Origin of the sequence: Microbacterium sp. M3 (assembly GCF_033548675.1) — a bacterium.
GTDB lineage: Bacteria > Actinomycetota > Actinomycetes > Actinomycetales > Microbacteriaceae > Microbacterium > Microbacterium arthrosphaerae.
Genome location: NZ_JAWTZT010000002.1, coordinates 144,688 through 170,414, shown reverse-complemented (window position 1 = coordinate 170,414; position 25,727 = coordinate 144,688). Strand labels below are relative to the sequence as shown.

27 protein-coding genes are annotated in these 25,727 nt (G+C 71.9%); 7 read left to right on the top strand and 20 right to left on the bottom strand.

What is annotated here, in order from left to right; all coding sequences use genetic code 11:
• Both uvrA and R8Z57_RS06075 read right to left on the bottom strand, forming a co-directional pair.
• Positions 1–2,970: an excinuclease ABC subunit UvrA gene (gene uvrA, locus R8Z57_RS06080; RefSeq protein WP_378722572.1), complete on the bottom strand. Its 2,970-nt coding sequence runs from the start codon at positions 2,968–2,970 to the stop codon at positions 1–3.
• A gap of 68 nt (positions 2,971–3,038) precedes the next feature.
• Positions 3,039–3,482 carry a MarR family transcriptional regulator gene (locus R8Z57_RS06075; protein ID WP_318352887.1) on the bottom strand — a complete coding sequence of 148 codons (444 nt, stop codon included), beginning with the start codon at positions 3,480–3,482 and terminating at the stop codon, positions 3,039–3,041.
• A gap of 42 nt (positions 3,483–3,524) precedes the next feature.
• Between R8Z57_RS06075 and R8Z57_RS06070 the strand changes: the two genes are divergently transcribed.
• Complete coding sequence (locus R8Z57_RS06070) at positions 3,525–3,779, top strand: hypothetical protein (RefSeq protein ID WP_318352886.1); 255 nt, start codon at positions 3,525–3,527, stop codon at positions 3,777–3,779.
• A gap of 48 nt (positions 3,780–3,827) precedes the next feature.
• Here the strand turns inward: R8Z57_RS06070 and uvrB are convergent, their stop codons facing one another.
• The 3 genes from uvrB to coaE form a co-directional block, all read right to left on the bottom strand.
• Complete coding sequence (gene uvrB / locus R8Z57_RS06065) at positions 3,828–5,909, bottom strand: excinuclease ABC subunit UvrB (protein WP_318352885.1); 2,082 nt, start codon at positions 5,907–5,909, stop codon at positions 3,828–3,830.
• Between the two features lie 81 nt (positions 5,910–5,990).
• Positions 5,991–6,647 carry a hypothetical protein gene (locus R8Z57_RS06060; RefSeq protein ID WP_318352884.1) on the bottom strand — a complete coding sequence of 219 codons (657 nt, stop codon included), beginning with the start codon at positions 6,645–6,647 and terminating at the stop codon, positions 5,991–5,993.
• 26 nt (positions 6,648–6,673) lie between these two features.
• Complete coding sequence (gene coaE, locus R8Z57_RS06055) at positions 6,674–7,297, bottom strand: dephospho-CoA kinase (RefSeq protein WP_318352883.1); 624 nt, start codon at positions 7,295–7,297, stop codon at positions 6,674–6,676.
• Positions 7,298–7,795: 498 nt separating this feature from the next.
• Between coaE and R8Z57_RS06050 the strand changes: the two genes are divergently transcribed.
• The gene (locus R8Z57_RS06050; protein ID WP_318352882.1) at positions 7,796–8,605 is read left to right on the top strand and encodes a response regulator transcription factor; all 810 of its coding nucleotides are present in this window, start codon (positions 7,796–7,798) and stop codon (positions 8,603–8,605) included.
• Between the two features lie 27 nt (positions 8,606–8,632).
• Here the strand turns inward: R8Z57_RS06050 and R8Z57_RS06045 are convergent, their stop codons facing one another.
• The 3 genes from R8Z57_RS06045 to R8Z57_RS06035 all read right to left on the bottom strand — a co-directional run bounded on the left by R8Z57_RS06045 (position 8,633) and on the right by R8Z57_RS06035 (position 12,189).
• Complete coding sequence (locus R8Z57_RS06045) at positions 8,633–9,799, bottom strand: hypothetical protein (RefSeq protein WP_318352881.1); 1,167 nt, start codon at positions 9,797–9,799, stop codon at positions 8,633–8,635.
• Positions 9,796–11,466 carry a sensor histidine kinase gene (locus R8Z57_RS06040; RefSeq protein WP_318352880.1) on the bottom strand — a complete coding sequence of 557 codons (1,671 nt, stop codon included), beginning with the start codon at positions 11,464–11,466 and terminating at the stop codon, positions 9,796–9,798. The genes R8Z57_RS06045 and R8Z57_RS06040 overlap by 4 nt, the downstream gene beginning before the upstream one ends.
• 75 nt (positions 11,467–11,541) lie before the next feature.
• A complete protein-coding gene (locus tag R8Z57_RS06035) occupies positions 11,542–12,189 on the bottom strand; it encodes a hypothetical protein (protein ID WP_318352879.1) in 648 nt (215 codons plus the stop codon).
• Positions 12,190–12,384: 195 nt separating this feature from the next.
• Here R8Z57_RS06035 and R8Z57_RS06030 point away from each other — a divergent pair, with 195 nt between their 5' ends.
• Both R8Z57_RS06030 and R8Z57_RS06025 read left to right on the top strand, forming a co-directional pair.
• Positions 12,385–13,839 carry a hypothetical protein gene (locus R8Z57_RS06030; RefSeq protein WP_318352878.1) on the top strand — a complete coding sequence of 485 codons (1,455 nt, stop codon included), beginning with the start codon at positions 12,385–12,387 and terminating at the stop codon, positions 13,837–13,839.
• The gene (locus tag R8Z57_RS06025) at positions 13,836–14,810 is read left to right on the top strand and encodes a hypothetical protein (protein ID WP_318352877.1); all 975 of its coding nucleotides are present in this window, start codon (positions 13,836–13,838) and stop codon (positions 14,808–14,810) included. The genes R8Z57_RS06030 and R8Z57_RS06025 overlap by 4 nt, the downstream gene beginning before the upstream one ends.
• A gap of 33 nt (positions 14,811–14,843) precedes the next feature.
• Here R8Z57_RS06025 and R8Z57_RS06020 read toward each other — a convergent pair whose 3' ends face one another.
• From R8Z57_RS06020 to R8Z57_RS06000, 5 genes are all read right to left on the bottom strand, one after another.
• The gene (locus R8Z57_RS06020; protein WP_318352876.1) at positions 14,844–15,413 is read right to left on the bottom strand and encodes a GIY-YIG nuclease family protein; all 570 of its coding nucleotides are present in this window, start codon (positions 15,411–15,413) and stop codon (positions 14,844–14,846) included.
• Between the two features lie 131 nt (positions 15,414–15,544).
• A complete protein-coding gene (gene rpsA / locus R8Z57_RS06015; RefSeq protein WP_318352875.1) occupies positions 15,545–16,993 on the bottom strand; it encodes a 30S ribosomal protein S1 in 1,449 nt (482 codons plus the stop codon).
• Between the two features lie 246 nt (positions 16,994–17,239).
• On the bottom strand, positions 17,240–18,013 hold the full coding sequence (locus R8Z57_RS06010; protein ID WP_318352874.1) for a PH domain-containing protein: 774 nt from the start codon (positions 18,011–18,013) through the stop codon (positions 17,240–17,242).
• A 1-nt stretch (position 18,014) separates the two neighbouring features.
• On the bottom strand, positions 18,015–18,182 hold the full coding sequence (locus R8Z57_RS06005; RefSeq protein ID WP_318352873.1) for a hypothetical protein: 168 nt from the start codon (positions 18,180–18,182) through the stop codon (positions 18,015–18,017).
• Between the two features lie 112 nt (positions 18,183–18,294).
• The gene (locus R8Z57_RS06000) at positions 18,295–19,344 is read right to left on the bottom strand and encodes a zinc-dependent alcohol dehydrogenase family protein (protein WP_318352872.1); all 1,050 of its coding nucleotides are present in this window, start codon (positions 19,342–19,344) and stop codon (positions 18,295–18,297) included.
• Positions 19,345–19,395: 51 nt separating this feature from the next.
• Here R8Z57_RS06000 and R8Z57_RS05995 point away from each other — a divergent pair, with 51 nt between their 5' ends.
• Positions 19,396–19,689: a DUF503 domain-containing protein gene (locus R8Z57_RS05995; RefSeq protein WP_318352871.1), complete on the top strand. Its 294-nt coding sequence runs from the start codon at positions 19,396–19,398 to the stop codon at positions 19,687–19,689.
• 3 nt (positions 19,690–19,692) lie between these two features.
• Here R8Z57_RS05995 and R8Z57_RS05990 read toward each other — a convergent pair whose 3' ends face one another.
• Both R8Z57_RS05990 and R8Z57_RS05985 read right to left on the bottom strand, forming a co-directional pair.
• The gene (locus tag R8Z57_RS05990; RefSeq protein WP_318352870.1) at positions 19,693–20,337 is read right to left on the bottom strand and encodes an NAD(P)H-binding protein; all 645 of its coding nucleotides are present in this window, start codon (positions 20,335–20,337) and stop codon (positions 19,693–19,695) included.
• Positions 20,338–20,429: 92 nt separating this feature from the next.
• The gene (locus R8Z57_RS05985; RefSeq protein ID WP_318352869.1) at positions 20,430–20,834 is read right to left on the bottom strand and encodes a VOC family protein; all 405 of its coding nucleotides are present in this window, start codon (positions 20,832–20,834) and stop codon (positions 20,430–20,432) included.
• Between the two features lie 71 nt (positions 20,835–20,905).
• Here R8Z57_RS05985 and R8Z57_RS05980 point away from each other — a divergent pair, with 71 nt between their 5' ends.
• A complete protein-coding gene (locus R8Z57_RS05980; RefSeq protein WP_318352868.1) occupies positions 20,906–21,487 on the top strand; it encodes a helix-turn-helix domain-containing protein in 582 nt (193 codons plus the stop codon).
• Between the two features lie 4 nt (positions 21,488–21,491).
• Here R8Z57_RS05980 and R8Z57_RS05975 read toward each other — a convergent pair whose 3' ends face one another.
• The 5 genes from R8Z57_RS05975 to R8Z57_RS05955 all read right to left on the bottom strand — a co-directional run bounded on the left by R8Z57_RS05975 (position 21,492) and on the right by R8Z57_RS05955 (position 24,687).
• Positions 21,492–22,586, bottom strand: coding sequence for an NAD(P)-binding domain-containing protein (locus R8Z57_RS05975; RefSeq protein ID WP_318352867.1), 1,095 nt, complete (start codon positions 22,584–22,586; stop codon positions 21,492–21,494).
• Between the two features lie 62 nt (positions 22,587–22,648).
• On the bottom strand, positions 22,649–23,425 hold the full coding sequence (locus R8Z57_RS05970) for an isocitrate lyase/phosphoenolpyruvate mutase family protein (protein WP_318352866.1): 777 nt from the start codon (positions 23,423–23,425) through the stop codon (positions 22,649–22,651).
• A gap of 39 nt (positions 23,426–23,464) precedes the next feature.
• Positions 23,465–23,905: a YchJ family protein gene (locus tag R8Z57_RS05965; RefSeq protein WP_318352865.1), complete on the bottom strand. Its 441-nt coding sequence runs from the start codon at positions 23,903–23,905 to the stop codon at positions 23,465–23,467.
• A gap of 1 nt (position 23,906) precedes the next feature.
• Positions 23,907–24,272 carry a TraR/DksA family transcriptional regulator gene (locus tag R8Z57_RS05960; protein WP_318352864.1) on the bottom strand — a complete coding sequence of 122 codons (366 nt, stop codon included), beginning with the start codon at positions 24,270–24,272 and terminating at the stop codon, positions 23,907–23,909.
• A 49-nt stretch (positions 24,273–24,321) separates the two neighbouring features.
• Positions 24,322–24,687 (bottom strand): hypothetical protein, encoded by a 366-nt coding sequence (locus tag R8Z57_RS05955; RefSeq protein ID WP_318352863.1) that lies wholly within the window; start codon positions 24,685–24,687, stop codon positions 24,322–24,324.
• Between the two features lie 324 nt (positions 24,688–25,011).
• Here R8Z57_RS05955 and R8Z57_RS05950 point away from each other — a divergent pair, with 324 nt between their 5' ends.
• A complete protein-coding gene (locus tag R8Z57_RS05950) occupies positions 25,012–25,554 on the top strand; it encodes a hypothetical protein (RefSeq protein ID WP_318352862.1) in 543 nt (180 codons plus the stop codon).
• The last annotated feature ends 173 nt before the right edge of the window (positions 25,555–25,727 follow it).

The following is a 25,727-nucleotide window of genomic DNA, read 5'->3' as shown; positions in this document are numbered from 1 at the left end:
TCAGCCGGCCTTGCGCACTTCGACCGGCTCGGCGTCGTCGGCGTCGTGGGCGACGGTGTGCGAGGCGGGCCGCAGGCCCAGCACCTCGCCGAGGAACGCGCCGGTGTGGCTGGCCTCGACCCGGGCCACCTGTTCCGGGGTGCCGGTCGCGATGACCTGACCGCCGCCCGAGCCGCCCTCGGGCCCGAGATCGATCACCCAGTCGGACGACTTGATGACGTCGAGGTTGTGCTCGATCACGATCACCGTGTTGCCCTTGTCGACGAGGCCGTTCAGCACCTCGAGCAGCTTGCGGACGTCCTCGAAGTGGAGGCCCGTCGTGGGCTCGTCGAGGACGTAGATCGAGCGGCCGTTGGTGCGGCGCTGCAGCTCGGTGGCGAGCTTGACCCGCTGCGCCTCGCCGCCCGACAGCGTCGTGGCCGACTGCCCCAGCCGGACGTAGCCGAGGCCGACGTCGACGAGCGTCTTGAGGTAGCGGTGGATCGCCTGGATGGGCTCGAAGAACTCGGCCGCCTCGGCGATCGGCATCTCGAGCACCTCGGCGATGTTCTTGCCCTTGTAGTGCACGGCCAGCGTGTCGCGGTTGTACCGCTTGCCGTGACACACCTCGCAGTCGACGTACACGTCGGGCAGGAAGTTCATCTCGATCTTGATCGTGCCGTCGCCCGAGCACGCCTCGCAGCGCCCGCCCTTGACGTTGAAGCTGAAGCGCCCCGGCTGGTAGCCGCGCACCTTCGCCTCGGGCGTCTCGCTGAACAGCGTGCGGATGCGGTCGAAGACGCCGGTGTAGGTGGCCGGATTGGACCGCGGCGTGCGGCCGATCGGCGCCTGGTCGACGTGCACGACCTTGTCGAGGTTCTCGAGACCGGTGACGCGCGTGTGCTTGCCGGCGACGCGACGTGCGCCGTTGAGGCGGGTCGCGAGCACCTGATACAGGATGCCGTTGACCAGCGACGACTTGCCCGACCCGCTCACGCCGGTGACCGAGGTGAGCACGCCGAGCGGGAAGTCGACCGTGACGTTCTTGAGGTTGTTCTCGCGCGCGCCGACGACGGTGATCTGGCGCTTCTTGTCGATCTTGCGGCGCTTCTTCGGCGTCGCGATGGCGCGGCGGCCCGACAGGTAGTCGCCGGTGATGGAGTCGGCGTCGGCGAGCAGTTCGCCGATCGGCCCGGAGTGGACCACCTCGCCGCCGTTCACGCCGGCGCCGGGGCCGATGTCGACCACCCAGTCGGCGGCGTGGATCGTCTCCTCGTCGTGCTCGACCACGATGAGCGTGTTGCCGAGGTCGCGCAGCGCCACCAGCGTCTCGATGAGGCGGCGGTTGTCGCGCTGGTGCAGGCCGATCGACGGCTCGTCGAGGACGTACAGCACCCCGGTGAGGCCCGATCCGATCTGCGTCGCGAGCCGGATGCGCTGCGCCTCGCCGCCCGAGAGCGTTCCGGCCGCGCGGCTCAGGCTGAGGTAGTCGAGCCCCACGCGGATGAGGAAGTCCAGCCGCAGCCGGATCTCGCGCAGCACCTGCGCGGCGATCATCGCCTCGCGGTCGGTCAGCGTCAGCTTCGCGAAGTAGTCGCGCGCTTCGCCGAGGCTCAGGCGCGAGGCATCCGCGATCGAATGCCCGTGCACCTGCACGGCCAGCACCTCGGGTTTGAGGCGGGCGCCGTCGCACACCGGGCACGGCACCTCGCGCAGGTACTCCGCCCAGCGCTGGCGCTGGGTGTCGGACTCAGCCTGGGTGTACTGCCGCTCGATGTAGGGCACGACACCCTCGAAGCCCGACGAGTAGCGCATCTCGCGGCCGTAGCGGTTCTTCCACTTGACCGTGACCTTGTAGTTCTCGCCGCGCAGCACCGCCTCGCGCACGGCGGCGGGCAGCTTCTTCCACGGGGTGTCGAGCGAGAAGCCGAGGTCGCTCGCGAGCCCCTCGAGCAGCCGCTCGTAGTACTGGAAGAGGCCCTTGCCCTGCGTCGTCCACGGGATGAGCACGCCGTCGCGGATCGACAGCTCCTCGTCGCCGAGCATGAGCTCGACGTCGACCGACATGCGGGTGCCGAGGCCCGAGCACGCCGGGCACGCGCCGAACGGGGCGTTGAACGAGAACGTGCGCGGCTCGATCTCCGTGAGCTGCAGCGGGTGGCCGTTCGGGCAGGCGAGCTTCTCGGAGAACGACTGCCACGCGGCGTCGCCCTCCTCGTCGACGAAGTTGATCTGCAGGACGCCGCCCGCGAGCGACAGCGCCGTCTCGACGGAGTCGGTGACGCGGTCGAGGATGCCGGGGGCCGCGACCAGACGGTCGACCACGACCGCGATGTCGTGCTTGTAGCTCTTCTTGAGGGTCGGCGGCTCGGCGAGCTGGACCAGCTCGCCGTCGACGATCGCGCGCGCATACCCCTTGGCACCGAGCTCTTTGAAGAGGTCGACGAACTCGCCCTTCTTCTGCGTGACGACGGGGGCGACGATCTGGTAGCGCGTGCGCTCGGGCAGATCGACGAGCTGATCGGCGATCTGCTGCACCGTCTGCCGCTGGATCACCTCGCCGCACTCGGGACAGTGGGGAACGCCGATGCGCGCCCACAGCAGGCGCATGTAGTCGTGGATCTCGGTGATCGTGCCGACCGTGGAGCGCGGGTTGCGGTTGGTCGACTTCTGGTCGATCGAGACCGCCGGGCTGAGGCCCTCGATGAAGTCGACGTCGGGGCGGTCGACCTGCCCGAGGAACTGGCGCGCGTACGCGCTGAGCGACTCGACGTAGCGGCGCTGCCCCTCGGCGAAGATCGTGTCGAACGCGAGGCTGGACTTGCCCGAGCCGGAGAGGCCGGTGAAGATCACGAGCGAATCGCGGGGGATGTCGAGGTCGACGTCTTTCAGATTGTGCACGCGGGCACCGCGGACGCTGAGCTTTCCGCTGGTGCCGCCGACGGCGTTCAGGGGCGTGTTTCCAGGCAGGGCGACAGGGACGATGGGCACCCGACAAGTCTAGGCGGGGCCTCCGACATCGGGCCCGGGAGGCGTTCGCCCGCGGCGAAGGCCGGTCTTCAGCGCGCGCCGGCGAAGGGCTGCAGCGCGTCGCGCAGGGCCAGCAGCACCGCGGCATCCGTGCCGACGCTCGCCATCACCTTGCCCGGCACCTCGAGTGCCCGCTCCCGCAGGCGGCGGCCCTCGTCGGTGAGTCCGACGTCGAGCACGCGCTCGTCGCCGTCGCGACGTGCGCGCGTCACAAGCCCCTGCGCCTGGAGACGCTTCACCAGCGGAGACAGCGTGGCGGGCTCCAGTGCGAGCTCGCCGGCCAGCTCCCGGAGCGAGCGCGGCGACCGCTCCCACAGCGCCAGCATGACGAGGTACTGCGGGTGGGTCAGACCGAGGGGTTCGAGGATCGGGCGGTACAGGCCGACGACGTTGCGGGCCGCCGTGACCAGGGCGAAGCAGACCTGGTTGTCGAGCTTGAGCAGGTCGTCGGGAGTGAGTGCGGCATCCGTCACGATCCGATCGTATCGCGCACGAATCGTTAGTACACTAAGAACATGCCGGAATCGAACGCCTCCCCCCGCGACCGTCGCCCGCTCCGCGAACGCGTGCGAGAGGCGGGCGGCTGGTACGCCTGGATCAACGCCAACCTCATCCGGGCGGCCGGCCCCGCCGCGGTCGGACCGTACGAGACGACTCCCCCGCCCACCGCGGCGGAGCGCGCCGAGCGGGCCTGCCCGCTGTGCGGTGCGCCCATCACGCAGCACACGTTCGACCGGTCGGGCCCCAAGCCGCTGATGCACTGCCCCTGAGTCCTGCGCGGCAGGCCCGCCACCCCGTTCTTGCGCGACGTCGAAGGGTCAGGCGTGGCCGGCGCGCTCCATGGCGCGCAGCTCTTTCTTGAGGTCCTGCACCTCGTCGCGCAGCCGCGCCGCGAGCTCGAACTTGAGCTCGCCGGCGGCCGAGAGCATCTGCTGGCTGAGGTCGGCGATCGTCGCTTCGAGCTGCTCGGCCCCCTCGGCGGCGATGCCCTCGCGCCGCAGCTGCGGCGTCGGGCTTTTGCCCATGCCGGACTTCGTCTTCGACGCGGCCTTGCCGCGCAGCATCCTGTCGGTGTCGGACGCCTCGCGCGCCAGCACCTCGGTGATGTCGGCGATGCGCTTGCGCAGCGCCTGCGGCTCGATGCCGTTGGCGGTGTTGTAGGCGATCTGCTTCTCGCGGCGCCGGTCGGTCTCTTCGATCGCCTTGGCCATCGAGTCGGTCACGGTGTCGGCGTACATGTGCACCTGGCCTGACACGTTGCGGGCGGCACGACCGATCGTCTGGATGAGCGACGTGCCGCTGCGGAGGAACCCCTCTTTGTCGGCGTCGAGGATCGACACGAGCGACACCTCGGGCAGGTCGAGACCCTCTCGCAGCAGGTTGATGCCGACGAGCACGTCGTAGACGCCCGCCCGCAGCTCGCTGAGGAGCTCGACGCGGCGCAGGGTGTCGACGTCGGAGTGCAGGTAGCGCACGCGCACGCCGTGCTCGCCGAGGAAGTCGGTGAGCTCTTCGGCCATCTTCTTCGTGAGGGTCGTCACGAGCACGCGCTCGTCGCGATCCACGCGGATGCGGATCTCCTCCAGGAGGTCGTCGATCTGACCCTTCGAGGGCTTCACCACGATCTCGGGGTCGACCAGGCCCGTCGGGCGGATGATCTGCTCGACCACCCCGTCTGCGATCCCCATCTCGTAGCGCCCGGGCGTCGCCGACAGGTACACCGTCTGCCCGACGCGGTTCTTGAACTCGTCCCACCGCAGCGGCCGGTTGTCGAGCGCACTGGGAAGCCGGAAGCCGTGCTCGACGAGCGTGCGCTTGCGCGAGGCATCCCCCTCGTACATCGCCCCGATCTGCGGCACCGTCACGTGCGACTCGTCGATCACCATGAGGAAGTCGTCGGGGAAGAAGTCGAGCAGCGTGTGCGGCGGCTCGCCCGGCATGCGCCCGTCGAGGTGGCGCGAGTAGTTCTCGATCCCCGAGCAGAAGCCGAGCTGCTGCAGCATCTCGAGGTCGAACGTCGTGCGCATGCGCAGGCGCTGGGCCTCGAGCAGCTTGTTCTGCGACTCGAGCTCTTTCAGGCGCTCCTCGAGCTCGTGCTCGATCGTGCCGATCGCACGCTGCACGGTCTCGGTGCCGGCCGCGTAGTGCGTCGCGGGGAAGATCGGCACGGCGTCCATGCGCTGCACGACGTCGCCCGTCAGCGGGTGCAGCATGTAGATCGCCTCGATCTCGTCGCCGAACAGCTCGATGCGCACGGCGTACTCCTCGTACACCGGGATGATCTCGATGGTGTCGCCGCGGACGCGGAAGTTGCCCCGCGAGAAGTCGACGTCGTTGCGGTTGTACTGCATCGCGATGAACTTGCGGATGAGGGCGTCGCGGTCGTAGCGCTCCCCCACCTGCAGCGCGACCATCGCCCGCAGGTACTCCTCGGGCGAGCCGAGGCCGTAGATGCACGACACGGTGCTGACCACGACGACGTCGCGGCGGCTGAGCAGCGAGTTGGTCGTGGAGTGCCGCAGGCGCTCGACCTCGGCGTTGATCGAGGAGTCCTTCTCGATGAAGGTGTCGGTCTGCGGGACGTACGCCTCGGGCTGGTAGTAGTCGTAATAGCTGACGAAGTACTCGACCGCGTTGTTCGGCATGAGCTCGCGGAACTCATTGGCCAGCTGAGCCGCGAGCGTCTTGTTGTGCGCCAGCACCAGCGTGGGCCGCTGCACGGCCTCGACGAGCCAGGCGGTCGTGGCCGACTTGCCGGTGCCGGTGGCGCCCAGCAGGACGACGTCGGTCTCACCGGCGTTGATGCGGGCGGCGAGCTCGGCGATCGCCTGCGGCTGGTCGCCCGACGGCGCGAATTCGCTCACGACCTCGAACGGCCGCACGGATCGAGTGGTCTGCACCCGTCCAGCGTAGGCGGCGCCTCCGACACCGGGGCGGCGTTCGCGAGGAGCGGATGCCGCGGCCCGCGGCCCGCGCGGGATTCAGCCCCCGAAGCCCCCGCCGCCGTCGAACCCGCCACCGAAGCCGCCGGCGTCGAATCCCCCGCCGAAGCCGCCCCCGTCGAAACCGCCTCCCCCGTCGAACCCACCGCCGTCGTAGCCGCCCGAGCCGGGGTCGAACGTGTCGCCGATCCATGCCGGGCCGTCGCCGAGCTGCAGGGATCCCGCGCCGACCGTGTAGTACGCGGCCACCGAGCTGGACAGCAGGAACTGGTTCGCCACGATCGTCATCACACCGACGTTCAGGAGCATCGTGCGCGGATCCACACTGTCGCGCGGGTCGCGTTCGTCGACCCCCACCGCCGTGCGGGCGGGGTCCGCCGCCGGCCGGGTCGCGGCATCCGCTTCCGCCGCCGTGCGGCGCACCCTGTGCTCCTCGGCGCGGCGGACGAGGCGCGCGATGACGCTGGGATCCTCGGCTGCCGCGTCGCGCTCGGACTCCGCGAGGAAGGGCCGGAGCTGCTCGAACAGCTCGCGACGGCGCTCCGGCGGAAGGTCGGCGAACGCCGACGCGTGGGCGCTCTCGATCACGGACGCGGGCAGGGTGTTGAGCAGGTAGACGTAGCGCGCGATGCGCTCCTCGTCGGTCGTCGCTCCGTAGGGCGTCTTGCGCCGGCGAAACCTCGAGAACACGGCCATGAGGACCTCCTCGCTCCCTCTCCAGGCTACGTTCGCGCGGCCCGCCGCGCGAGGTGCTCGTCGAGCCCCGCCCACAGCTCGTCCACCTGGCGGTTCGTGTCGTCGTGGGTGCCCGAGGTGTCGACCACGACGTCGGCGATGCGCAGGCGGGCCTCGTCGGGCACCTGCGAGGCCAGCCTCGCCTCGGCGTCTGCCGGGCTCAGGCCGCGCAGCTCGACGAGGCGGCGCAGGCGGACCTCCGCGGGCGCGTGCGCGACGACGATGAGCTCCCAGGGGTCCTCCACGCGGGCCTCCACGAGCAGCGGCACGTCGTACACGACCACCGCGGCGGGATCGGCCGCGAACGCCGCCGCGAACCGGCGCGCCGACTCCTCTCGCACCGCGGGATGGACGATGGCGTTGAGCCGGGCGATCGCGTCGTCGTCGCCGAACACCCGGCCGCCCAGGGCGGCGCGGTCCAGCGATCCGTCGGCCCGCAGCATCCCGTCGCCGAAGGCCGCCGCGATGGCGGCCAGCACCGGCGAGCCGGGCGTCTGCACCTCGCGCACCAGCTGGTCGGCGTCGACGACCACGGCACCGTGGTCGGCCAGACGGCGGGCGATCGTGGACTTCCCCGAGGCGATGCCTCCGGTGAGAGCGACGAGGGGCATGTATCGAGGATGCCACGCCCGGCCGTGGCGACGGCGCCCGCGCCCCCCGAAGCCTGCGCGGTTCCTGAGGCGCGCTTGAGGGACCACTGAGGGGCGCGGGATAGCCTCGGGGCACCCGAAGGACAGATCCGCTGATGCGGACTGGGAGGGGCGGGAGATGAACGCCGGACGCATGAATGCCGCGTGCGACGTGATCCCGCCTCACCGCACAGGCACAACCGCCCGTCCGGGTGACGGCGCCGGCGGTGGGATCTACCTGAGGTGCGGACCGGCCGCTCGAGTGGGGACGAGTGCGGCTCCGGTCCGTGCACCGAGGACGCGCGCAGGGCGGGATGTGGGGAGATCTCCCGCCCTCCGCGCGGCCCGTGCCGCAGGTCTCGCGCCCGCGGTGCGCGCGCGTGCCGCTGCAGTCTCCGCCGCAGGTCGCCGCCGCCGCGACGCGTGCGACGCGTGATGGATGCCCCGCCACGCCCGTTTCGGGTGGCGTTCTGGGATATCATGACCGACGTCCAGGATCCGTCGACCGCATCACCGGATCCGGGGGGTGCATCGGTGGAAGAAACGCGTGTCGCCGTCGTGATCGAGGACGAGGATGACATCCGGTCGCTCCTGGCCACGGTCCTCGCCCAGGCGGGATTCGAGGTGCACGGCGCACCGGACGGCGCTGCCGGCGTCGAACTGGTCAGGGAGCACCGCCCGCTCGTCACGACGCTCGACGTCAACATGCCCGGCATGGACGGATTCGAGACCGCGAAGCGCATCCGCGCGTTCAGCTCGACGTACATCGTCATGCTGAGCGCCCGGACCGAGGAGATCGACGCGCTCCAGGGACTCGAGGCCGGGGCCGACGACTATGTGGCCAAGCCCTTCCGGCCGCGCGAACTGCGCGCGCGCATCGACGCGATGCTGCGCCGGCCCCGCCACGTGGCCACGGCCGACGGCGCGCCGGCATCAGCCGTGGCGACGATCGACGGCGACGGCGACGGCGTCTGGCACGAGCACCACGGGCTGCGGCTGAACCCCGCGACGCACATCGTCACGGTCGACGATCGCGACATCGAGCTCACCCGCAGCGAGTTCGACATCCTCGCCGATCTGCTCGTCGCCGGCCGGCGCGTGCGGGCCAAGTCCGATCTTGCGCTCATGCTGCGAGGCGACCAGTACGCCGTCAGCGACTTCGTGTCCGACAGCGACGCGCGGGCCATCGAGGTGCACATGGCCAACCTGCGCCGCAAGCTCGGCGAGTCGCCGGCGCAGCCGCGGTGGATCGAGACGGTGCGCGGAGTCGGCTACCGGCTCACCGCCTGACACGCCACGCGACGGGAGCGGATGCCGCTACTCGCCCTCGTCGACGAGCACGGAGGTCTCGACCGTGGCCGCTGCCCGGCTCGCCGCCTCGCGCGCGAGGCGGGTGAGCTCGGCCGGCTCGTACCCGGCGGCGTCGCTCAGCGAGACGCCCACGCCGACCACCGGGATCACTCCCCCGCCCACCTTGCCGAGGTCGTCGAAGAGGCCGCGGTAGATCGCCGCCGCCTGACGGCGCGCCTCCGGCGCGGACACGACGGCGAGGGCGACCACCAGACCGGTCGGGCCGTCCTCCCCCACCACCGCGTTCGTGGGCGAGTGGCGCCGCACCCCGGCGCGCCAGGCCTGGGCCACCGCCCCGGCCACGTCGCTCCCGAATGCCGTGGAGATCTGGTCCAGGTCGTCCAGGCGCACTGCGGTGACTGCGAGCGGCTCACCGCGGCCGGCCGCCCGCCGGCAGAGACCGTCGAGCGTGCGGGTGAACGCGTCCTCGTCGAGGATGCCCTCCTCGCCGGCCGGCTGGGCCGCAGACCGGATGTAGCCGCGCATCGGCGCGCGTCCGGCGCGCAGCACCGAGGTCACCACGACCGCGACGATGGTCAGGGTCACGGTGAGGAAGCTCGTGCTGATGGTGCCGAACGCCGCCTCGAAGAGCGCGCTGTCGGGACCGGAGGTCACGAAGGCGGTGGTGCGAGAGACGTAGTACAGCGACTGGAACCCGAGCACCGCGCCCAGCACCCACGCGGTGCGCGAGCGCCGCATCTCACCGCGGAGGCACTCGACCGCGCCCGCGCCGGCGAAGACCACCAGCGGCACGAACATCCAGAGCGCGCCCGCCCAGTCGCCTCCGGCGTCGCCCTCGACCGCCACCGCGACCCACGCGGCGACCACGGCCGCGGCGACGAGCACGGACGGCCAGCGCATGCTCCGCCCGTTGAAGCGCCGGCATCCCAGCCACATGCAGCCGGTCCCCGCGACGAACGCCGCGTTGCCGACGGCGACCGCCCACCACACGCCGTCCGACTGCGCCCAGATGGTGTAAGCGAGCGTCGTGAGCATGGCCGACAGGAAGGCGATGGACCAGATGCGTCCCGCGCCCTCGTCCCGGCGCAGCAGCGTCTCGAGGATGAACAGCACGCCGCTGACGTTGACCACCAGCGCGGTGAAGATCAGGACGCTCGCGAGGTCCAGGGTCATGGCGCGTCTCCTTCCGGAGGGATCGCGGGGAGCTTGACGATGAAGGTCGAGCCGACGCCCTGCGCGCTGTGGAGGGCGAGCTCGCCGCCGTGGGCGCGGACGATGTCGCGCGTGATCGCGAGGCCGAGCCCGGTGCCGCCCCGCCGTTCGCCGCCGGCCTTGTAGTACCGCTGGAACAGGCGCGAGCGATCGGCCTCCGAGATCCCGACGCCCGTGTCGCGCACCAGGATCCAGCTCGACGCCCCGTCGGTGGTCGTGCCGACGAAGACCGTTCCGCCGTCCTTGTTGTACGCGATCGCGTTCGAGACGAGGTTGTCGACGACCTGCCGCAGCCGCAGCGGATCCGCCCAGGCGGTCGCCGACTCCAGTCCCGTGTCGTCGACGGTGATGGCCCGGGCGGCCGCCCGCGGCAGCGCATCGGCTGCGGCCGCGCGCACGAGCTCCCGGGCGTCGAGCAGCTGAGGACGGAGGGATGCCTCGACCGACGAAGACGACGAGCTCGAGGCCGTCAGGATGTCGGCGACGATGCGCAGCAGCCGCTCCGCGTTGCGCTCGGCCACGTCGAGCGTCGCGCGGACGGCCTCGGGCGTGTCGGGGTCTTCGATGGCGAGATCGAGGTAGCCGAGGATCGAGGTCAGCGGCGTCCGCAGCTCGTGCGAGACGGACGCGACCAGCTCGTCCCGCGCGCGCAGCGCGGTGAGCTCCGCAGTGACGTCGCGCGAGACGACGACGGCGCCGATGTCGCCGCCGTCCGGGTCGGTGAGCCGCCGGGCGGTGATCGTGAGAGCGCGACGCGGCCCCGGGTCCACCCCGAACCACACCACCTGGTCGTCGAACGCCTCGCCGCGACGGGCACGCTCGAGGGGAAGCTCGTCAGGCGGCAGCCGCGAGGTGCCGTCGTCGCGGAACGCCGGCACTTCGGCCTGATCCTCGGGCTCGAGGCCCTGCTGCAGCCTGCCGTGCGCCTCATTGGTGACCGCGAACGCCCCGTCGGCGCCGATGCGCACGACGCCGAAGTCGACGGCGTCCAGCACTTCGAGCACCACCTGCTCCTGACGGCGCGTGCGGGCCAGGATGCTGCGCAGCAGCTGGGACTGCTTGGCCAGGAGCGTGCGCTGCGCGTCCGACCGGCGGGCGTTGAGGTGACTCGTGGCGGCGACGGCGATGAGGACGAGCGGGAGCAGGAACGTCCGGTAGGTCACCTCGGTCGCACTCAGCGCGGTGAGGACGCTGACGATGCCGGCGATGGCGACGATCACGCCGAAGAGCCCGAGCAGGCCGAAGCCGCCGGCGAGCCACATCGTGGGGAAGATCCAGAGCAGCCCGAGCACGGTGTCGGGTGCCGCGATCTGCATCAGCGTGATCGCCAGGATGTCGACCGCGGGCACCACCGCCACCCACCCATGGGGCAGCAGGTTCCAGGGGACGGCGAGCGTGGCGGCGGTCACGACGACCACGACGACGACCCCCAGGAAGAACGTGACCGGGTCGCCGTGGAAGGGACCGATGGCGACGAGCACCCCGAGGATGAGCACGACGCCCGCCAGCAGCAGCTGGTTCAGCGTCGCGGTGCGGCCCCGCGTGCGGTCGGCGACGTCCGTGCCGTTCGCGTCATCGCGCGACGGCGCCGGGGAGGCCCCGGGTCCCGGCGGCGTCACGGCGGTCATACCGCGACGCTAACGGATGCGGGGCCGTCGGCGTGAGGGGCGTGCGCAGATGAGGTGCGCGTGGCGCCATCGGGCTCAGAAGCCGAAGTCGCCGAATCCCCCGCCGAAGTCGCCCCCGGTCGCGTCGCCGCCCCAGCCCGAGCCGGGGTCGCCCCAGCCCGCATCGCCGCCCGCGTCGGCGGAGGCGTCGGCTCCGGCATCCCCCGACGCGTCCTGCCCGGAGCCGTCCTCGTAGCCCTGGTCGGCGAAGGAGGGAGCGAGGAACGAGCTCACGAGCGCCGACCCGATCACGTAGCCCACGACGGTGCCGAGGATCGACGAGCCGAGCATCGAACCGAACGACGGTCCCTGCCGCTGCGGGCCGAGCGTGCGCTCCATGAAACCCGGGTTGGTGTACTCGGCGCGCGTGGCCGCGCGGGCCATCGCCTGCGGATCGGTCGAGCGCGGCTGCTCGTAAGGGGGAAGGCCCGCCGAGAGGTCGGCGAGCACCTGCTGTCGCTGGGGCTCGGTGAGCTTCGCGAAGGCCTCGGCGTGCACCTGCTCGATCGTCTCGGGCGGAGCGGTGCGCAGCAGATAGCGATAGCGCTCGATCGCGATCTCGTCCTCGCTGCGGGGCGGCTGGCTGCCGGGCGCCGTCCCCGGGTAGCCCGCCGCGGGCGGGGGCGTCGGGGCGGCCGGCCGGCTCGCGTCGTCGGTGCCGAACAGTCGGTCGAGGAATCCCATGGCGTCCTCCGTGTCTGGATGGGGTGGCCACGCTAGGGCGCGATCCTTTGAAGCGGCTGGACGCGCGGCGCGCTCGGCATGTATCACGCGTCCGGGCGGACTGTTCTTCAGGGTATGAGTACCATCGCCCGCACCCGACGGACGCGATCGGAGCGTCCCCCCGCCTCTCATCACGCACTGCGCACGCTCGCGGTCGTGACATCGCTCGCCCTGGCGCTCGCTCTCGCGGGCTGCGGCGCGTACTCGCCCGTGTCTCCGAAGGAGGACGCGAACAGCGTCGACGCCGTCCAGGACCGCCCCGCCGACCGCGACCCCGCGGAGGACGAGGCGCAGCCTGAGACGGCCCCGTCTCCCGGCGATCCTGCGAACCCCGGCACGCCTCCCGCGGCGAACGGCGGGCCCGGCGGGCCCGGCGGCAACGGCGGGCCCGGCGGCAACGGCGGGCCCGGCGGGTCCGACGGGCAGGGTCGCGCGGGTGGCTCGCGCGGCAACAGCGGTTCGAATGGTTCCGGCGGCAGCGGCGGCACGCAGCCCGGTGGCGCACCATCCACGCCCTCCTCTCCGCCCGTGGCGGAGCCGTTCCGCTACCGGTTCGAGCTGCCGAAGTCCGACACGAGTGTGAACGGCAACAACGGCCCCGCCCTCGCCGCACTGCTGGGCGGCTGCGCGAGCGCCCAGTCGTACCTGAACCGGGTGATCCGCTCGACCGGCGACGACATCGGGGAGCCGCTGAACGTCGCCGGCGGCCCCAACCCGGTGTCGTGGGGGTTCCTCACCCCGAGGTACACCGTGCTGTACATGGCCGCCCTGCTGCGGGTGTGCGAGAGCGACGCCGGGCTGTCGGACGAGATGGCGTTCAACGCCCTCGCGACGTACGGCGACCAGGGGCTCGACGGCGACCCCGAGCCCATCGATCCCGCCACCGGCCAGCCGTACGGCATCCCCGGCTACGGCGAACCGGAGTGCGATCTGTACCGCATGTTCGTCAGCGTGCGCGATCAGGTTCCCCCCGCGTCGATCGCCTGCCCGGGAGGAGGCACCTCGCTCGTGCACGTCTCGAAGCAGCAGAACGGCCAGACCGTCTGGGACGACCCCTGCACCTTCGGCGTGATCGAGAGCGACTTCGCGTGGACGGGGGCCGGAACCCCGCCGGCGAGCCTGTGCGCGCCTGTTCAGGACCTCGGGCTCATCTACCGCTACGTCGATCCCCCTGCGCCGGCCGCCGTCACCGGCGAGGTGGCCCGGCGCGAGGAGACCGATGAGAACGGCACCCCGCCCGCGGAGCCCGGGGAGGCGATCGAGGCGACAGCCGAGGAGAGGATCGCCGCCGCACCCGCCGACCGCACAGATCCGGCGGTCGCACCCGTCGAGCCCGCTCCTGCGCCCGCTCCGGCCGACCCGGCTCCCGAGTCCGTGCCGGCCGAGCCGTCTTCCGAGCCTGCGCCGGCCGAGCCGGCTCCCGAGCGCGCGCCGGCCGCACCCGCGCCGGCCGAGCCCGCGCCGGCCGAGCCCGCGCCGGCCGAGCCCGCGCCGGCACCCGTCGCGGCTGTGCCCGATGAGTCTGCGCCCCCGGCCGAACCTGCTCCGGCGCCGGCCGCGACGGCCCCCGAAGCGCCCGCGCCAACCGAGACCACGCCGGAATCGTCATGACTGCGAACTCCGCGGCCGCCGGCGGCGCCGAAGAGTCGGAAGCCTCGCAAGAACTCCGCGGCGGCGTCGTCAAGGCGCTCCTCGCCGTGCTCGTCAACGTCGGCGTGCTCACCGCGATGCTGGTGTACTTCGGCTGGATCCGCAGCGAGCGGATGGCCTCGATGCTCGGCATCGACGAGGCGATCCTGGGCATGACCGTCGACGACTACGTGCGTCGCAGCGTGCGATCGGTCGTGCTGATCCCCGTCCTCGCAGCGGCCGGCGGATTGGCGTGGGTGGCTCTGGACCACTGGTGGCGCAGCCGGCGGCTGCGGCTCGGCGCCGACGACCGGCTGGTCGTGCTGGTGGCGCGCCGGCTCTGGCTGGCGGCGATCGCGGTGTTCGTGGCGGGGGTCTCGCTCTGGCTCGTCGGCTACGCGGCCACCTACATCGCCGCACCGCTCGTGTGCGCGGGCGGCGTGCTGCTGTTCCTCTACGCGCTCAGCCTGCGTGCGCAGCTGCCGGGTGCGGTGGGCCTGGCACCGCTGACCGACGGCGTCCTCCGCGGCGCCGTCGCCGTGCTCGTCGCGGTGGGGCTGTTCTGGACCGCCACCAACTTCGCCACCGTCGAGGGCACCGAGCTCGCGCAGGAGTTCCCGCGGACGGTGTCGACGCTGCCCGGCGTGGAGGTCGACAGCGATGAGCACCTCGACATCGTGGCCCCTGGCGTCGAGACGTCGTGCTTCGGCGAGGGCGAGAGCACCCGCTACCACTACCGAGGCCTGCGGCTCCTGGAGTCGACCGGCGGCCAGTACTTCCTGATCTCCGACGGGTGGACGCCGGAGTACGGGGTCGTCGTGGTGCTGCCGGCCGATGCGGAGGGCATCCGCTACACGTTCGTGCGTGACCTCCAGGGCGGGCGCGCGGGCGACTTCCCGCCGTGCGACCCCGACGCCGCAGACGTCGCCGCGGTGGTCCCGTCCGGCGGCTGAGGGGACGGATGCCGCAGCCCGCCCCGTCCTGGATCAGCCGCGCAGCGCCACCGCCTCGCTCACCCAGCGCCGGTGCAGCGCCCACGGGTCGTCGACCCCCGCGGCCACGACGGCGATATGACGGCGCAGCGCGTCGCTCAGCTGGAACCACTCGGTGCGGGCGAAGCGCTCGGCGGCGAACTGCGCGTGCCGGCGCTGCTCGAGCGTGCGGTCGCCGCGCTCGAACGCCAGCAGCTCGTCGTGCCAGATGGCGCCCAGCCGCTGGCGCGGCTGAGCGGTGGTGCCGATCTTCACGCGATCGTCGTACCGGAGGTAGTAGACGACGTCGACGCGCGGCGACGGCAGCTCGGCGTCGGGCACCTCCCCGTGCCGCCACTCGCACACCGCGCACAGCCATCCCGACGGGTGGTGCACGCCGAGCCGCGAACCGCAGAGGACGCACGGCGACGGCAGCACATCGGTCACCCCGTGCTCGGCCGCGCCCCAGTCGGCCGCCACGGCGAGGTGCCGTTCGCACAGCGCGATCGGGGAGCCGTCGGGCACGGGGCCGCGGCATCCGTCATCGTCCACCAGGCAGCGGACTGCACGAGGATCGACAGGCACGCGGCGAGACTACCCCGGGGCGCCGACGTCCCGGCGGGCATGCGAAAGGGCCGCCACCCCCGGCCTTGCGGCCAGGAGGTGACGGCCCTTGTGATCAGGCGGTTCGAGCGAACCGGCGGATCAGCTCAGGATCAGCGACCCGAGAGCTTCTCGCGCAGAGCCGCGAGAGCCTCGTCGTCCGCGAGCGTGCCCGCGGGGCCGCTGTCGGACGAGTACGAGGACGCGCCGGTCTCGACGGGAGCCGCAGCCTCGGCCTCGAGGGCCTTGGTGACGGCAGCCTTGTGGGCCTCCCAGCGAGCGTGGGCGGCGGCGTACTCCTGCTCCCACTTCTCGCGCTGCTCGTCGAAGCCTTCGAGCCAGGCGTTGGTCTCGGGGTCGAAGCCCTCGGGGTACTTGTACTCGCCGTTCTCGTCGTACTCGGTGACCATGCCGTACAGCGCCGGGTCGAACTCGGTGCCGTTGGGGTCGACCGACTCGTTGGCCTGCTTGAGCGACAGCGAGATGCGGCGACGCTCGAGGTCGATGTCGATGATCTTGACGAAGACCTCTTCGCCGACCGACACGACCTGCTCGGCGAGCTCGACGTGCTTGCCCGACAGCTCCGAGATGTGCACGAGGCCCTCGATGCCATCCGCGACGCGCACGAACGCACCGAACGGAACGAGCTTGGTGACCTTGCCCGGCGCGACCTGACCGATCGCGTGCGTGCGGGCGAAGACCTGCCAGGGGTCCTCCTGCGTCGCCTTGAGCGACAGCGAGACGCGCTCGCGGTCGAGGTCGACCTCGAGGATCTCGACGGTGACCTCCTGGCCCACCTCGACGACCTCGGACGCGTGCTCGATGTGCTTCCACGAGAGCTCCGAGACGTGGACGAGACCGTCGACGCCACCGAGGTCGACGAACGCACCGAAGTTGACGATCGACGAGACCGTGCCCTTGCGGACCTGGCCCTTGTGGAGGTTGTTGAGGAACGTGGTGCGCGACTCGGACTGCGTCTGCTCGAGCAGGGCGCGGCGCGAGAGCACGACGTTGTTGCGGTTCTTGTCGAGCTCGAGGATCTTCGCCTCGATCTCCTGGCCGAGGTACGGCGTGAGGTCGCGGACGCGGCGCAGCTCGATGAGCGAAGCCGGGAGGAAGCCGCGGAGGCCGATGTCGACGATCAGACCACCCTTGACGACCTCGATCACGGAGCCGGTGACGACACCGTCGTTCTCCTTGATCTTCTCGACGTCGCCCCACGCGCGCTCGTACTGGGCGCGCTTCTTGGAGAGGATGAGGCGGCCTTCCTTGTCCTCCTTCTGGAGAACGAGGGCTTCGACCTCGTCGCCGACCTTGACGACCTCGTTCGGGTCGACGTCGTGCTTGATGGAGAGCTCGCGCGAGGGGATGACGCCCTCGGTCTTGTAGCCGACGTCGAGGAGGACCTCGTCGCGGTCGATCTTCACCACGGTGCCTTCGATGAGGTCGCCGTCGTTGAAGAACTTCAGAGTCTTCTCGACCGCGGCCAGGAAGTCCTCAGCAGATCCGATGTCGTTGATCGCGACCTGCTTGGTGGCCGTGGCGGTCGTTGCGGTAGTCATGTAGTGGGTTGTCCTTGTTGGGTTGGGGTGTCGGGCCAGAGCTGTCGACGGCCTCCGGCCGCGCGGGGGCGAGCGGATGCCTCGAGCCGAGGCGAAGCGGATTGTTCGTGCGATGCCACTCGCGAGCTCCGGACGAACCAGCGCCCAGGCGTGCCGAAACGGCCACACGAGTGACACTCAAGGCTATCAGAACGCGGGGGTGGTCCGCGATGTTCCCGATCCGGCCGCCATCCGACGGCCGGGAGCTCAGCGCGGCAGGTTGATCGGGGCCGTGCTCGTGCGATCGGGGTCGAACGGCGGCGGCGCCGGCGCCGGCTCGCCGCGCAGCTGCGCGAGGCGCTCGTCCTCGCGGCGCTGCGCCTCCGCGAGCCAGTCCCATCCCGACGGCGCTGCCACCGGGCGCGCGGCCTCGGTCACCGGAGCCGTGACGTTCGCGTCGTACTCCGCGGCCGGGGTGACGGTGACCCGCGCCGGCTCGGCGGCAGGGGGCAGGATCGGGGCGCCGCCGAACTGCTCGGCGCGTCCGGCCGCCCCGCGCAGGCCCGCCTGCTGGATCACCCGCTGGATCGTGAGACCGCGCCGGTCGGGATCTCCCACGTAGCGGATGTCGCGCAGCCCCTGCTCCTGCGCGGCGGACTCGAAGACGAAGTGCCCGTAGCCGAAGAGGCGGCCCACGACCGGCTTGTGCACCGAGATGTCGAGGATGCGGGTGAGCGGCATCGTGGCGATGCGCTGCGACAGGATGCCGTGGACGCGGAACACCCGCATGTTCGTGATCACGAAGCGGTCCAGGTGCTGCTCGAAGAACCGCCACACGGCGTGAGCGGTGATCGCGCCGCCGAGGAGGACCGGGACCCACCACGCCTGCGCCGGCACCCAGAAGACCAGCAGCAGCACCACGACACCGGCGAACAGCTCGAGCACCGCCGAGACGGTGGCCGCCCAGTGCTTGCGGACCTCGTCGACGACCCGCTCGCCCTGATCGGCGATCAGGTGCTTCTCGATCCGCGGATCGAACATGTCAGCCCGCGGCGAGCGCCACGAAGAAGTCGACGACCGCGACGCCGGCGCCCCACACGGCGCCGATGGCGCCCTGCACCGCGTTCGCCGCGTCCTGCGGGCGGGTGATGAGGTAGAAGGCCGCGAACGCGATGACGAGCACCACGATGATGCGCTTGACGAGCTTCACGGTCCGGGTCCCTTCGACTTCTGATGTTCTACCTCATGGCGGCGCGCACACGCGCAGGCGCGCGGGCGCGTCGCGGATCAGCCCGACGGCCGCGCCGCCCGGGCGTCGACGCTCAGGGGCGCAGCAGCACCTTGGTCGCGCGCCGTTCGTCCATCGCCGCATACGCCTCGGCGGCCTCGGCGAGCGGCAGCTCGAGGTCGAAGACGCGTCCGGGCTGGATCGCCCCGGAGCGGACGTCCGGCAGGAGCTCCTCGATGTACCCGCGCACCGGCGCGACGCCGCCGTTCACGCCCACGTTGCGGTTGAACATCTGCCGCACCGGCAGCTCCGGTCCGCCGTTGGGGACGCCGACGTAGCCGACCATGCCGCCCGGGCGCGTCGAGCGCAGCGCCTGGTCCATCGACTCCTTCGTGCCCACGCACTCCAGCACCCGGTCGGCGCCGACGCCGCCGGTCAGGGCGCGCACCGCCTCGACACCGGCGTCGCCGCGCTCCTCGACGACGTGCGTCGCGCCGAAGTCGCGGGCGAGCGCCTGCCGCTGCGGGTGGCGCGACATGGCGATGATCGTCGTCGCGCCGAGGCGCTTGGCGGCGATGACGGCGCACAGGCCCACGGCGCCGTCGCCGACGACGGCGACCGCGTCGCCGGGGCCGACGCCCGCCGAGACCGCGGCATGGTGGCCGGTGCCCATGACGTCGCTGAGGGTCAGCAGCCCCGGGACCTCGGCGTCCGCGACAGGTCCGGGTACGACGGCGAGCGTGCCGTCGGCGAGCGGCACGCGCACACGCTCACCCTGGCCGCCGTCGGCGAAGCCGCCGAATCGGTCGTCGGCGCCCCACCACCCGCCGTTCAGGCACGACGTGCTGACGCCGTTCCGGCAGTTCGCGCAGGTGCCGTCGCACACGTAGAACGGCGCGATCACGAAGTCGCCGGGGCGCACCGCCTCGACCTCGGCGCCGACCTCTTCGACGACGCCGACGAACTCGTGCCCGATGCGGTGCGGTTCGTGCGTGGGCGTGACGCCGCGGTAGGGCCACAGGTCGGAGCCGCACACGCAGGCGGCGACGACGCGCACGATCGCATCGGCACCGGTGGACAGCACGGGATCGGGGACGTTCTCGACGCGGATGTGGCGGGCGGCGTGGATGACGGTGGCGAGCATGCTCCGAGCCTAGGGCCGCGCGCGCGGCCCGGGCGCTGGCACGATGGACCCATGTGGATCGGGTGGATCGAGTTCGACCTGCTCCTCGGCGACGTCCGCTCGCTGAAGGAGAAGCGCAGCGTCCTTCGCCCTCTCGTCGCGGAGTTGAGCCGGCGCACCGAAGCGGCGGCCGCGGAGGTCGGCGAGCACGACCTGCACCGGCGCGCGCGGATCGGGGTCTCGATCGTCGCCTCCGGATCGTCGCACGTGCGGGACGTGCTCGATCACGCCGAGCGCCTGGTCGCAGAGCACCCCGAGGTGACGCTGCTCTCGGCCCGCCGCGGTCTGCACTCCAGCGAGGACTGAGACTCAGTCCGCGATCGCGTGGCCGATGAACTCGTCGCCGCCGCCGAACCGGATCGTGCGCCCGATCGTGGAGTCGTCCGCGATCGTCGCGGCGACGACCGCGGCCACATCGGCCCGCGGCACGGCGCCGTCGCCGCTCGGATCGAGGGCGATGCGGCCCGTCGGCGGTTCGAGGGTGAGCGTCCCCGGAGCGAGGATCGTCCAGTCGAGCGCGCTCGCGGCGAGGTGCGCGTCGGCGGCCCACTTCGCGTCGGCGTATGCGAAGAACGACGAGTCGGGTGCGACGCCGTGGTCGGCGCGCGAGCCGACCCACGACACCATCACGTACCGCAGCACGTCGGCGGCCGCGGCCGCATCCATCGAGCGGACGGCGGCGTCGCGGTCCACGGCGTAGGTGCGCGACGGGTTGCCACCGCCGGCGCCCGCAGACCACACGACGACGTCGTTGCCGGCGATGAGGTTCGTCAGCTGGTCGAGATCGAGCGCCTCGGCATCGGCCACGAGCGGCTGCGCGCCGGTCGCCGCGACCTCCGCCTCGTGGTCGGCGTTGCGGATGACGGCCGTCACGGTGTGCCCGTGCGCCACGAGCAGCGGCTCGAGCAGCAGCGCGACCTTGCCGTGGCCGCCGAAGATCAGGATGCGGGCCATGGGTCCCCCTTCGTCGTGCGTTCCACGCTATGTCAGCGTCGGTCCCCCGCGCATCACTCCCCGGGCGCGGCGGCGGCCGCGACGATGCCGGCTCACGCGAAGGCCGCGGCGAACTCGGGAGAGGGCTCGATGGGCTCGATCACGTCGACGAGCACGCCCCCGGGCGCGACGAGGATGAAATGCCGCTGCCCGAACGGCTCGTCGCGCAGGGTCAGCACGCACTCGAGCCCGCCGTCCACCACGAGGCGCTCGTGGGCAGCACGGGCGTCGTCGACCTCGACGTTGAGGAGCAGGCCGCGCGCCGTGGCGCCGAAGCCCGCAGGGATCGTCGGGTGGTCGCTCGCGAGGAACGCCACCTCGGATCCGTCCCGCACGAGACTGACGTACCAATCGGCCGCGAACGTCTGCGTGAACCCGAAGTGGTCCTGGAAGAAGCGCGCCGAGGCGGCGGCATCCGTCGTCATCACGACCGGGTAGAAACTCGTCATGGTCTCCATGTCGACCCTTCCTTTACATACAATGTGTCCGTATATCCAAGATACATACATCGTGCACGTAAAGGAACCGCATGCCGAGAGCCACCGCCGCCGTCGCCGCCGAGACCGCCCGTCGTGTGCTCGAGGTGGCGCGCGACCGATTCGCTGCGGACGGATTCGCCGCAGCATCCGTCGACGACATCGCGCGCCGCGCGGGCGTCACGCGCGGCGCCGTCTACCACCACTACGACGGCAAGCTCGGCCTGTTCGTGGCCGTCGCCGAGAGGCTGCAGGCGGAGATCGCGGCGCGCGTGGTCGCCGAGGCGGAGAAGGAGACGGATGCTGCCGCCCAGCTGCGGGCCGGAAGCCACGCGTTCCTCGACGCGATCACGGACGACCGTGCCGCCCGGATCCTGCTGGTCGACGCGCCCGCGGCGCTCGGGTGGAGCCGGTGGCGGGAGCTCGACGCAGCCGCCTCGGGCAGGGAGCTGCGCGAGGCCGTCGAGGCGCTGGAGACCGTCCCGGAAGACCTCGTCGACGCGCTCGCGCAGCAGCTGAGCGGAGCGATGAACGAGGCGGCGCTGTGGCTCGCCGACCGCCCAGGCGATGCGCGGGCTCGCGAGGCGGCGCACTCCGCGCTCGACCTGCTGCTCGTCGCGCTCACGCCCTCCTGAGTCTTCAGGCGGCGAGCGCGACGGGGTCGGCGACGATCGCGCGGACGGCGTCGCGCCCGGCGCGATTGGCGCCGACCGTCGACTGCGAGGGCCCGTAGCCGATGAGGAACAGCCGCGGCTCGTCGATCGAGCGGCCGTTCTCGACGCGGAAGCCGCCCTCCGGGGTGCGAAGGCGCAGCGGCGCGAGGTGGTCGAGCGCGGGGCGGAACCCTGTTGCCCACAGGATAACGTCGGCGCGTTCGAACGTCCCGTCGGGCATGCGCACGCCGTCCTCCTCGATCGAGGCGAACATCGGGTGTCGCACCAGCACGCAGCGCGCCTCGGCCGCACGAGCCCACGGCGTCCAGCGCATGCCGGTCACCGAGATCACGCTCCCGGGAGCCAGGCCGCGGCGCACGCGATCCTCGACGCCGGCGATCGCGGCGACGCGCGCCGGGATGTCGAAGTCCTCCTCCACCCACTCCGGCTCGCGGCGCGTCACCCAGAGCGTGTCGGCGACGTGCGAGATCTCGTCGAGCAGCTGCACGGCGGAGACCCCGGCGCCGACGACGACGACCCGCTTCCCGCGGAACTCCTCGGCCGAGACGTAGTCGCCGACGTGCAGCTGCCGGCCGAGGAAGCGCTCCTGCCCCGGGTAGCGCGGCCAGAACGGCCGCGTCCACGTGCCCGTGGCGTTGATCACGAACCGCGCGGCCCAGGCGCCGCGGTCGGTCTCGACCCGCAGCCGACCGTGCGGGTCGTCGTCGGCGCGGCGCACCGCCTTCACCTGCACGGGCCGGAGCACATCGAGCCCGAAGCGCTCCTCGTACTCGTCGAAGTACGCGGGCAGGATGTCGCGGCTCGCCGCGCGCGGATCGGCGGGCGGCACCGCGAACCCGGGAAGCTCGTGGATGCCGTTCACCGTCGCCATGCGCAACGAGGCCCAGCGATGCTGCCATGCTCCGCCGGGCCCGGGATTCGCGTCGACGACGACGAAGGTCTGGTCGGCCCCGGTCGCGCGCGCGAGCGCCACGAATCCGCGCCGCTGGAGGTGGTACGCGGCCGAGAGGCCCGCCTGGCCCGCACCGACCACGATGACGTCGACGGGTGCGGGCTCCATGCCCGGCACAACGACGATCGGCCCGCGGGGATTCCCGCGGGCCGATCGGATGCGGGTGCGCGTCAGTTCAGGGCGCGCGTGGCGGCGGGGATGACGCCGTCCGCATAGAGGTCGGCGGCGACGTCCTGCAGAGCGGTGAGCGCGACGCGCTGCGTCATGGGCCCGTACGAGATGCGGGCGACGCCGAGCGCCTCGTACTCGGACGCCGAGAGCGCGCCGGGCAGGCCGATGACGCTGACCTTGCGCTCGCCGATGCCTTCGACGAGCTGGCGCGTCACGTCGGCGTCCAGGATGCCGGGGACGAACACGAGGTCGGCGCCGGCGGCGAGGTAGGCGCGGCCGCGCTCGACGGCGTCGGCGATCGACTCCTCGACCGGGCGCTTGCCCGCGCGCACGAACGCGTCGGTGCGGGCGTTGAGGACGAAGGGCACGCCTTCGGCGGCGCCCGCCGCGACGATGGCCTCGACCGTCGCCACGGCCTCGTCGAGCGGCCGCAGGCGATCCTCGACGTTGGCTCCGACCACACCCTTGCCGATCGCGCGACGGACGGTCTCCCCCGCGTCGCCGTAGCCGTCGTCCAGGTCGGTGCTCACGGGCAGGTCTCCCACGGCCTCGACGATCCGGCCGATCATGTCGAGCGCCAGGTCGAGCGGCACCTCGCCGTCGGGGTAGCCGAACGAGGCGGCGATCGAGTGGCCGGCCGTCGCGATGGCGCGGGTCTCGGGAAGTGCGGCGATGGTGCGCGCCGACACGGCGTCCCACACGTTCACGACGCGGAGGATCTCCGGAGCCGCGTGCAGCCGGGCGAGGGTCTGTGCTTTCTCTGCCTGAGTGGTCATGGACCTCACGCTATCGGTGGCCCGAGACCCCGGGGCCGGTCACGCCGGATCGAGCTCCCCGTCGAGGTACCACCAGCGCCCGCTCTGACGCACGAACCTGCTGCGCTCGTGCAGCTCGCCGCGCTCCCGCCCCCACCGCCACGCGGCGCGGAACTCCACCGTGCCCCGCGCGTCACCCGGACCTCCCCCCTCGGTCGCGAGGATCTCGAGCCCGGTCCACCGCTGGGCGGGGTCCAGCGCCAGGTCGTCTGGGCGGGTCCCCGGGTGCCACGTGCCGGCGAGGTGGCGCGCGTCGCCGACCACGAATGCCGTATAGCGCGACCGCATGAGGCGTTCGGCGGTCGGCGCGGGGGTGCCGTGCAGCACGGGGCCGCAGCATCCGTGGAAGCGATCCCCGCTGCCGCACGGGCACGGGTCGGTGTCTGCGACGCGCGGGAAGCCGCCGGCGGCGGCACGGGACGCCGCAGCTCCGAACGACACGTCAGGCGCCGGCCTTCTCGGCGCACGAGACGCATCGCGTCGCGAACGGCCGCACGCGCAGGCGGGCGAGCGGGATGCCGCGTCCGCAGTCGATGCAGACGCCGTAGGTGCCGTCCTCCCACCGCTGGACGGCATCGTCGATCTCGGCGATCTCGCGGCGTGCGGCCTCTTCGATCCCGACGGCACGGGCCCATTCCGCGGACAGCGTGACCCCCTCGGGGTCGTGCTCGTCGTCGGCGACGTCGGAGCCGCGGTCGGCCCGCAGCTCGGCCAGCGTCTCGTCGATGGACGCGATGCGCGCCGAGGCCGCGTCGTGCAGCTCGTCGAGCAGCGCACGGAGCTCGGTGCGACTCGCGGCGGAGGTCATCGCACGAGGATATGCCCGGATGCCGCGCCCCGGGCGGAGCCGTGCCGTCTCACTCGTCGACCTCCACCGTGAAGGTGACGTCCTGGATGCCGCCGTCCGCGTTCGAAAGCACGACCCGTGTGGTGCCTTCGGCGAGACCCTCGACACCGGGGTTGTACGTCGTGCCGCCCTCTTCGCGCCCGGGGACGAACTTCGCGACCGCGGGGTCTGCGACCTCGCCGGCGTAGCTGTCGACGGCGAGATCGCCGGTGTCGATGTCGAGCGCCTGCCCCACCTCGAGCTCGACCGTCGCGCCCTGCAGCGACGCCACGTCGCGCGTGACCGGCGCGATCACGGGGTCGGGGGCGGCGCAGCCGGCGAGCACGGCGAGCGATCCGACGACGACGACGGCGCACCAGGGTCTGACCGAATTCATGCGGCCATGATGGCAGGAGGGCCGATGCACGGCCAGTGCCCGGCCGACACGGGGCCGCGCCATAAGGTTCTCCCAGGTCAGGGTGGGAACCTCGATGCATACCGGCGGGAAGGACACCCGATCCCCCGCCGTTCTCCCCGCATGGCGCCGCCTCGACGGGGACCACTCCTCGTGCCCGACCCCCGGGGGCACGATGGGCGGTCTCAGCGAGCCGCCCGGAGCCGGCGATCCGAAACCCCCCGGTCGTGATCGCCGGCTTCTTCGCGTCCGCCTCCGCTGTGGATAACTCCGGCGGCCGCGCCGGGCGGCGGGTTACCGTGGGGCGTGCGAATCGGGACGGCCACGGCGACGACCGCGATCGCTGCCGCCCTGGTCCTCGCCGTCGCCGGCTGCACACAGCCCCCGGCACCCGAGCCGACGCCGACCCCCGCGTTCTCGAGCGAGGACGAGGCCTTCGCCGCCGCCGAGGCGACGTACCGGGCATACGTCGACGCGCTGAACCAGGTGGATCTGAGTGACCCGGCGACGTTCGAGGCGGTGTACGACCTCACGACCGGCGACTTGAATGCGTCCGATCGCAAGTCATTCACCGCGTGGCATGCCGACGGTTACGTCAAGTCGGGCGAGGCCACAGTCGTGTCAATTGCGCCTCAATCAGCTCAACTGTCACCAGGTAGCTCGGTCGTCGTCACCGCATGCCTGGACATCTCAGCCGTCGACATTCGCGATGCGGGTGGATTGTCGGTCGTGGGGGCAGATCGTCCCGCAGTTCAAGCGCTCGAGGTGGCGCTTGTCGAGGCCGAAGAGGCGCCAAGTCAGCTACGCATTATCAGCCTCAATCCTGCAGAAGGCCAAGAAACGTGTTAGGCGCCGCCATCGTGATGGGGCTGGCGCTGGCTATGGGGTCCCTGGGGGGATCGGGCTCCGCCTGTGACTCGGCGGGAATACTGATCTCCGCGTGCGCCTCAAACACTGGCAGCGACGTCGAGGTGTCCGCGTCGGAAGTCGCGCCAGGCGCGAACGCACCACCAGGTTCGCCA